This window comes from Pedobacter sp. 01T416_2, assembly GCF_056398925.1.
The window spans coordinates 1-8,700 of record NZ_JBFTQI010000180.1 but is presented as its reverse complement, the minus strand read 5'-3'; the positions used below and the strand labels follow the sequence as shown (position 1 = coordinate 8,700).

Genomic DNA, 8,700 nt, shown 5'->3' with positions numbered 1-8,700 from the left:
CCCGGACATTGTCCGGGTTTTCTAGTATTAAAGCCTTACAATTTTACCTTTTTAGTTTTTGGTTCTGGTTTTTCAGGTAATTGTATCGATAAAATCAAATCAATGCTTTCCGAGTTGGTTTCATAATCGGCTGCAATTTTTTCCCATCTTTTTAATTCTGATTGTAAGCTTTCGATTTCCTTGCCCAATGATTCGATCTTATTCTGGATTGATTTTCTAACGTTTGTATTTGCCATAACACAAAATTATGATTTGATGGCATATCTTTAAACTTCTTTGTGATGAAGATGCCTGTAAAAAATGCTAAGTGTTCTCTTTCAATGAGTTTTATTCTTATAAAATTTTCAACAATAGTGAAGAATCACCGAATTTGCTTACGATACCCAATAATTGTGCAATGATTTGCTATTTTTACCCAACATCCCCAATAAAATATGAAGAAAAATAATAACTGCGATCTTGAAACTTGTTTTATGTGCCAACTCACATTAAAAGAATGGCATTCTGCTATCGAGGGCCATAAACGAAATTTTATCGCTAAAAAAGGGGAAATAATTATCAAAGAGGGCGATCCGGTGAGTGGTGTTTATTTTGTTACTTCGGGTAATGTAAAAGTGCATAAACAATGGGGCGACAAAGAATTGATTTTACGTTTTGCAAACGATGGAGCCATAATTGGACATAGGGGAATCAGCAGCAGTATTTCTACCTATCCAATATCGGCAACAGCTTTAGAAACCACCAAACTTTGTTTTGTAGATATCGATTTTTTTAAAACTACCATAAAAGTAAACCAGGAATTTGCTTACGGTTTGTTGATGTTTTATGCAGATGAATTACATGCCTCAGAAAAGAAAATGCGTAATTTAGCTTTAATGTCGGTTAAGGGGAGGCTTGCCGTGGCTATTCTAGGATTAAGAGACCAATTTGGATTAGATGCCGAAGGATTTTTAAATTTAGCATTAAGCCGTCAGGATCTGGCTGCTTTTACCGGTGCCACTTACGAAACCGTTTTTAGGACCATGAACGAGCTGTTAGCAGAAAAGTTAATAATAGTGAAAGGAAAGCAAATTGGCATTTTAAACGAAGCTGGACTAACAGATTTGAGTAATAAATAATTAAGGTTTATAATTTTAATTTTTTAAAATTTATTGTTGTTATACTGAGCGTAGTCGAAGTATCTTTTCAAAATATTTATTTCGCTTAGCTTAATTAATAACCAGTTTTTAAATTATTAATATAATATGTTGGGAATCGTTTTATGTGGTGGGCAGAGTTTAAGAATGGGCACTGATAAAGGTTTGCTCAGTCATCAGGATAAATTATGGGCACAGATGGCAGCTGATAAATTAAGTGCGCTTGATCTCCCGGTAAAATTTTCAGTTAATCCATCGCAGCATGAAACCTATGCAGGTTATTTTGGGAATGAACACCTGATAGTTGACCATTCTTTACCTGATATCAAGGGACCATTATTGGGGGTGCTTTCTGCGCACTTATCAAATCCAGAGGAAGATCTGTTCTTATTGGCCTGCGATATGTTGTTGATGGAAGTCAGGTTGCTGGAAAAGCTAATCCATTCACTTAAAGCTGATGATTCTTTCGAGGCTTATATTTTCACCAAAGATGGTCAGCAAGAACCTTTATGCGGGATTTATAAAGTTGAGGGTTTGAAAAAAATTGTACACCTGCTTCAAACCAATGGTTTGGCCAAACACAGCATGAAATACGTTTTAAGTAATTTGCGAGTTTGCGAAATTGCCATTGAGGACCAGGATTATCGTTATTTCAGTAATTTTAATTCCCATGCAGAAATAAACGGCTTATAACAATTGCAAGGCTGATTGATCAATTTTAGTGAAATTGTCTTTTTCTCCTTCACAAAGCACACAACAATAACCTTCTGGTAAATCTTTAAATGCCGTACCTGGGTTAATGTTGTTTTCAATTTCGCCAATGCGCTCATTGTACACTGTTAAACAATTGTTACACTGATATAAAAACTCGCCATCTTTTTTTATCGTTTCTTCAGTTTGAAAGCTCTGTTTTTGATTACCGGTTTTTATCGCATTTAAACGGTATTTGTAAAACTTAAATATCGAACGCCTTACTTGTTCTGGTAATAAAAAACTAGGATTACTCCTGCTAAAAATTTCGCCGGTACGCTCGTTGGGGTTAAAATCCTTAGCACAAAGGATATCGTAAACGGGGAGTAGTTTTAAACCCAGTATATTAATCAAGTGGCGTTTTTGGATCAGGATACTACTGAAAACCTCACTTTTTTTGCGTGTTTTAATGCCAAAGCAGATTCCAAACGTCCTGGTATCATCAATGCTCAAATGTTTAACAAGGAAATTTTTTAACGCTAGACCTTCGTTACAATTGTCTTCCACCTGAAAGTTAAGTTCGTTGGCCGCATGCCGCATATTGATCTCAAATTCTTCGAGCAAGCCATTCCAAAGGTTTTTGTCTTTTTCATCAATCCCTTTTATAATAATGGTTTTCCAGGAGGTACAGCACAACTGACCGAGTTTGGTATCTAAACAAAGCTGGCAGAGTTTCTTTAAGAATGGAATGCTGAACAATTCATCGCGCCTGTAGATACCCAACCAATATTTATTGTTATATCGGTTTAAGCCCTCGTAATAAGGTAGGTTAAAAGAAGATAGGGACACGGTATTTTCGGCCTGTTTAAGAATGAAGTTGTCCTGATCTAAAAGTGCAAAGAGCGCTTCACCATTGGCTTGTGGATTATCTACAAACTGTGACTGATTGTTTTTGATAATACCCTCCAGCGCTTTGGTAACCTGTGCAATATGGTTGGTGTAACAAAGCTGATTCCATTCATAGGTTACATTGGTTTTTGGAAACCGGATAATCAAATGCCAATAATGTTCGGATTGTGAAGAGGCAATCCAGTTGATATTACCCGTTAACATGGGGGTAAAACTTTGGTCGCTATCGCAGATATTGACTTTAACGGAAGGTCTAAAGTCGATATCGTCTAAAACATCTTTGTATACCCCTTCAGTAAGCCAGGTTTTGCGGATAAAAATCTCTTCAGCAGGATAAGAACTGATAATATTCGGGAAATTATTGGTGTCTACTTCATAATCGATCCCAAATTTATCCATTTCGCCTGTAAATATGGCAATATTATAGGTTGTAGTATCAATCAATAACTGCTGGCGGAGGCCAAAACGGACATATTGGATCCGCGCTTTTGTTGCCGCAACCAGGATATTATACAAATTGCCCGGTGATATGATGCCGCCTGGAAAGTTAATGATGATGGTTTGATACATGATTTAGCTATTTAAAAGTCCAAATTCTACTATTGCCTTTGGGAAGTTTTTGTTTTCGTGCCCTGGTCTGCATAATTTTAAAAGCGCAAACCTTTGGATATTAGTGAGTTTTCGCCACTGGTTTATGGAAAGCTGTAATGCTAATTCTGTCGCCTTTTCTTTTAGCATCGTAGGGATTTGATGTAGGTTTCCCCAATCGGGTAGCGGATCGATAGCTAGCGTGGTAGCTTGATTTCCAGTATATTTTGTAATCAGGCCAATCAGAAATTGATGGTACTTATCTGTTTGTTCCTGAGTTGAAACCGGTAGTAAAGCCAGTTGGATTCTTTCTGATGGATGAAATTTACTCCATTCAGCCAATTTTAGTTTTATTCCTGCGGCATCCATTTTAAAACGTACGATCATCGGGATACAACGCACATTTTCTTCAATAAAATCTTCCTCGAACTTAAAATATTCAATCCCTTTTAGGTTTTTAAATTCTGAAGGACCTATTTTTACTTTCATCACTTTGTTCAATTTTAAATATTATTCTCTGAACCTTCATTAAAGAAAGAGAACTTACTCTTCTTATTCTGTCATGTTGTTCGTAGGAGTCCTATGGACAGGATGACAATTCATACTATGATACACGCTTATGAAGAATCACGAAAATCTATCATTTCTCTACTAAAACCTGCTTAGGTTCCGTTTTTAATACATTTACAAAAGAATCTAATATGGCTTTTACCTCGGGCCTGCAACTGCCACAGCCCATTCCAGCGCCAGTTAACTGGCAAAGCTGCAAATGATCTTTACAGCCGTCTTTAATTTTGTTGATCAGGTTGCCTTCGCCAACATTGTTGCAGCTGCATACGGTTTTGCCGATAATGGGTTCGGTTGTTTTGCCACTTCTTAACAATTGAAGCCGCTTTTCGCTCAACTCCATTTTATTTTCGATCAGGTTGCGGAATTCCAAAAACTCACTTTTATCGCCAATTAATATGGCTCCAACCAGTTTATCATTGTGTACAATACATTTTTTATAGTAGCGCTTTGCTTTATCAATAAAAACAATTTCCTCATAAGTCGGATCGTTGTCCGGTATTTCGGCCAAACCTAATGAACAGAGTTCTAAACTGTGCATTTTAAGGATATTCATGAGCAGGCTGCCCTGGTAAAATTTAGCAATGTCTCCGCAAAGAAACCGGGCTACAATTTCGGCCTGTTGTTCTGCTGCTGCGGTAATGCCATACATCTGGCCATTAAATTCGGCAATTTCTCCAATAGCATAAATGTCTTTTTCGTTGGTTCTCAGGTATTCATCAACTACAACACCTCTCTTGCATTCTATACCTGCTTCTTTAATCAGTTCGGTATTCGGAACAGTACCTATGGCAATTACTAAAGATTCGCAATCGATCAATAAACCACTTTTTAAACGGATGCCCGAAATGCTTTTTTCACCGATAATCCGGTCTACTTCATCATTGTAAAAAATCTCAATGCCTTTGCTGATCAGTTCTTCATGTAGTAACTGACTGCCTAATGCATCCAACTGGCGACCCATTAATCTTGATATCCGTTGGATAATCGTCACTTTTGATCCTGTTTCGGCCAAAGATGTAGCGAGTTCGATACCCAATAAACCGCCACCAACAATTACTACTTTTCCATTTGTGGTATCCACGTGTTTTTTAAAACTGTCGGCATCGTTACGGCTGCGCATGGTAAATATGCCGTTTAGTTTCGGGATATCTTTAAGCACAAAAGCCCTGCTTCCCGTGGCCAGGAGCAGGATATCGTAATGGTGGGTTTCTCCGTTACTATCAATAACGGTTTTATTTTCTTTGTTGATTTTTTCGATACCTAACCCACGGTGCAGTTTAATTCTATAATCGGTTTCTTCACTATCGCTCATTTTAATGAGGTTATGCCATGGTAAAGTGCCAATAATGTAATCGGGGAGAAGTACCCTGTTGTAAAAAGGGAAATTCTCTTTGCTAAAGATCTCGATATCATCTTCGGTATTTAAGGCCCTGTAACTTTTAACAAAACCACAGGCACCAGCTCCCGCACCAATAACAATGATCTTTTGTCGGGCTTTTTGATATAATTTTACTTCTACAGCACTAAATTTAAAATCGGGTTCTTTGCTTAGTGGATCAACCAGGTTATTGGTGAGGTTATTCACCCGGTTTAGGTCACTTTTTAAGATTTTGCCCCAGTGCATGGGCATAAAAACCACTCCAGGTTTAATATCTTCCGAAAATTTTGCTTTTACACGAACATTTCCACGTAAACTGGAAATTTCGATAATATCATTGTCTTTAATGTTCCGGGCTTCAGCATCAATTGGGTTGATCTCTAAAAAAGATTCACTAATATGCTGGTTCAATTTATTTACCTTGCCTGTTTTGCTTCGGGTATGCCATTGATCTCTGATTCTTCCGGTGGTTAAAATCAATGGATGTTCCGGTGTTAAAGCTTCCGATTGGTTTTGGTCATCAAATGATAAAATATTGGCTTTTTTATCTGGTGTGTAAAACTGGTGATCGGTAAATAACCTGGCTGTTCCGAATGCTTTTTCTTGCTTCGGGTAAGGCCATTGAACGGCTCTTTTTTTTCTTAAAATCTCATAATTAAGTCCGCTGATATCAATGTTGGTTCCTTCCGTAAGGGCTGCATGCTCGTTATATATTTCGGAAGCACTTTTGAAATCGAAACCGTGATAACCCATTTTTTTTGCAAACCGGCAGATAATTTCCGAATCTGGTAAGGCTTCTCCAGGTGCTTCGGTTACTTTACTGAGATAAGAAATATAGCGGCCTGCATTGGTCATGGTGCCCTCTTTTTCTACCCAGGCAGCTGCAGGTAAAACCACATCAGCGTATTTTAAGGTTTCTACTTTGTTGCTAATATCCTGAACAACTACAAATTTCGCTTTTTTTAATCCTTCTTCGGCTACACGAACATCTGGTAGGCTAATCAATGGATTGGTACATAAAATCCATACTGCTTTGAGCTTTCCTGTATTCAGTTCATCAAACATTTCGGTTGCAGTTAAGCCCGGTTTAGATTGTATGGTGCCCAATGGGATCTGCCAAAATTTTTCGACCTCATTGCGGTGACTTTCGTTGGCTAAAACCCGATGTGCCGGCAATAAATTGCTTAAACCACCAACTTCTCGTCCGCCCATAGCATTTGGTTGTCCAGTGAGTGAAAAAGGTCCGCTTCCAGGTTTGCCAATATGGCCGGTAATCAGGTTTAGATTGATTAATGAAAGGTTTTTATTAGTACCCACCACACTTTGGTTAAGCCCCATGGTCCACATGCTGATGAAACCTTTTGCATTGCCGATGTACGATGCGGCCAAGCGGATATCACTTTCTTTTATGCCACAAACAACTGCTGCTTCGGCCAGTGAGGTTTCGAAAACGGTAGCATGGTATTTTTCATAACCATTGGTGCTGTTGATGATAAAATCAGCATCGATTTTTCCATCTTCAATTAAACATCGGCCAATGGCGTGGTGAAGGGTAATATCGGTGCCTGGATTGAGTTGCAGATGGACATTGGCGAGCGAGCAGGTCTGCGTTTTTCGCGGGTCACTGACAATGATCTTTAAGTCTGGATTTTTTTGCTTTGCGGCTTCAACACGGCGCCAAAGGATAGGATGGCACCATGCTGGATTTGCACCCGCAACAAAAATGCAATCGGCAATTTCAATATCATCGTAACTAATGGGCACAGTATCTTCACCTAAGCTCATTTTATAACCAACAACCGCACTGCTCATACATAAGCGGCTGTTGGTATCGATATTATTGCTACCGATAAAACCTTTAATCAATTTGTTTACTACATAATACTCTTCCGTTAAACATTGTCCGCTTGCATAAAAAGCCACACTATCGGGACCATGTTTTTTAATCAGTGCTTTAAAAACGGCTGCCGTTCTTTCTAGTGCGGTATCCCAACTAACCCTTTGTAGGGGCATATTCTTGTTGTAGCGCATTTCGGGGTACAGCAGTCTGTCACTTTTGTCATTCGCCGTGTAATGAAGATTCATGCCTTTACTGCACAACATGCCTTTGTTTACAGGGTGGTTTTTGTCTCCTTCAACTGTTATCCGCTCATGGATATCTTTATTTACCACAATACCACAGCCCACTCCGCAATAGCAGCATGTTGTTGTATTATTTAGCGATATATTCTTTTCTTCTTTCAAATGATCAACGGTATTGTAGGTAGATTTTTACTTTTGGTATGACTATTTGCTCGGTGTAAGTACAAGATCTTCTATCTCTGCGCTTTTCTGTGCCATAATGGTTCTGAAAATAAATATAGCAATGCCAATTCCGAGGATGATAAAGCCTAGAAAGGTAAATGCACTGGTATAATCGATCAGATCTTTTTGAATAGAATGCCCATTTTCGATTACATTTTTAGTAGCATGACCAGCTTTGGCTTTAAACATAAATGCAATAAGCATAGCGCCGATATTTCCGCCAGCACCTACAATACCTGCTACACTACCAACCGCAAGTGGATTAATGAAAGGAACAAGGCTGTAAGTTGCGCCGTTGGCCATTTTTAAACTTAGACCGAAAACGAACATCATAAAAATAGCCATTCCAATATTGCCCGATTTTGCGAACCAGATCAGGCCGATTCCTTCTATCAGAAGCAATAGCGCAAGTAAAAGTGTTTTGCCATCAAATCCCCAGGTTTTACCGATTTTATCAGCAACAATTCCACCCAATGGTCTGGCAAAAACATTGATCCAGCCAAAAATACCTGCAACCATTCCGGCTATGGCGATTGTTGCACCGAATGAATCAGTAAAAAAGATCGGGGCGAAGTTGTCAACCGTTATTTCTACACCAAAACAGGCAGCGTAGGCAATGGTTAAAATCCAGGTGCGGTAATCTTTTGCGGCGATTAAAAATGTGTTTTTGGTGCTTTTTATGTTTTCATCTTTTAAATCCTTAAAATCTCCCTGTGGGGTATCTAAAGTATAACGGTGATATAAAAAAGCACATACTAAAAGCATTACACCGGGAAAAATCATAGCATAACGCCAGCTGTCTTCAGTGCTACAAAAGCCCAGAGCGGTAATGCCAGATGCGATTAATGGCATAAATAAATTGGCAGCACCACCACCTGCATTACCGAAGCCACCTGCAGTTGCATTTGCGGTTCCTTTAATGTTCGAAGCAAACATAATGGAGGTGTGGAATTGGGTAATTACAAATGAAGCGCCGATTACGCCAATGGCCAAGCGGAAAAGTAAAAATGAAGTATAAGAATGGCTGGTTCCGATTAACAGTACCGGAATGGCACACAGTACCAAAAGCCAGGTGTAAATGAGTTTAGGACCAAATTTATCAATTAGCCGTCCGATCAGTAAACG

The 8,700-nt window shown here is 38.8% G+C and carries 7 protein-coding genes; 2 read left to right on the top strand and 5 right to left on the bottom strand.

Translation table 11 applies throughout. From position 1 onward, the window contains the following. Positions 1 to 35 precede the first annotated feature (35 nt). Positions 36 to 236: a hypothetical protein gene (locus AC1DPQ_RS09895; protein WP_477585170.1), complete on the bottom strand. Its 201-nt coding sequence runs from the start codon at positions 234 to 236 to the stop codon at positions 36 to 38. Positions 237 to 473: 237 nt separating this feature from the next. On the opposite strand from AC1DPQ_RS09895, the gene AC1DPQ_RS09890 reads away from it, so the two are divergent. Next, positions 474 to 1,118, top strand: coding sequence for a Crp/Fnr family transcriptional regulator (locus AC1DPQ_RS09890; protein ID WP_477585169.1), 645 nt, complete (start codon positions 474 to 476; stop codon positions 1,116 to 1,118). A gap of 126 nt (positions 1,119 to 1,244) precedes the next feature. Next, positions 1,245 to 1,829: a molybdenum cofactor guanylyltransferase gene (locus tag AC1DPQ_RS09885; RefSeq protein WP_477585168.1), complete on the top strand. Its 585-nt coding sequence runs from the start codon at positions 1,245 to 1,247 to the stop codon at positions 1,827 to 1,829. Here the strand turns inward: AC1DPQ_RS09885 and AC1DPQ_RS09880 are convergent. The 4 genes from AC1DPQ_RS09880 to AC1DPQ_RS09865 form a co-directional block, all read right to left on the bottom strand. Continuing rightward, a complete protein-coding gene (locus AC1DPQ_RS09880) occupies positions 1,824 to 3,305 on the bottom strand; it encodes a rubredoxin (RefSeq protein ID WP_477609059.1) in 1,482 nt (493 codons plus the stop codon). The two genes, AC1DPQ_RS09885 and AC1DPQ_RS09880, sit on opposite strands and share 6 nt — an antisense overlap. 3 nt (positions 3,306 to 3,308) lie before the next feature. After that, on the bottom strand, positions 3,309 to 3,812 hold the full coding sequence (locus tag AC1DPQ_RS09875; RefSeq protein WP_477609057.1) for a nitrate reductase associated protein: 504 nt from the start codon (positions 3,810 to 3,812) through the stop codon (positions 3,309 to 3,311). A gap of 151 nt (positions 3,813 to 3,963) precedes the next feature. After that, positions 3,964 to 7,515, bottom strand: coding sequence for a molybdopterin-dependent oxidoreductase (locus tag AC1DPQ_RS09870; RefSeq protein WP_477609055.1), 3,552 nt, complete (start codon positions 7,513 to 7,515; stop codon positions 3,964 to 3,966). A 42-nt stretch (positions 7,516 to 7,557) separates the two neighbouring features. Beyond that, a partial coding sequence (locus AC1DPQ_RS09865; RefSeq protein WP_477609053.1) for an MFS transporter occupies positions 7,558 to 8,700 on the bottom strand: 1,143 nt, incomplete at its 5' end.

Bases quoted from the DNA above. Each gene is read 5' to 3' on its own strand.
- AC1DPQ_RS09885 (WP_477585168.1), top strand. From the start codon at position 1,245: ATGTTGGGAATCGTTTTATGTGGTGGGCAGAGTTTAAGAATGGGCACT.
- AC1DPQ_RS09895 (WP_477585170.1), bottom strand. From the start codon at position 236: ATGGCAAATACAAACGTTAGAAAATCAATCCAGAATAAGATCGAATCA.
- AC1DPQ_RS09880 (WP_477609059.1), bottom strand. From the start codon at position 3,305: ATGTATCAAACCATCATCATTAACTTTCCAGGCGGCATCATATCACCG.
- AC1DPQ_RS09890 (WP_477585169.1), top strand. From the start codon at position 474: ATGTGCCAACTCACATTAAAAGAATGGCATTCTGCTATCGAGGGCCAT.
- AC1DPQ_RS09875 (WP_477609057.1), bottom strand. From the start codon at position 3,812: ATGAAAGTAAAAATAGGTCCTTCAGAATTTAAAAACCTAAAAGGGATT.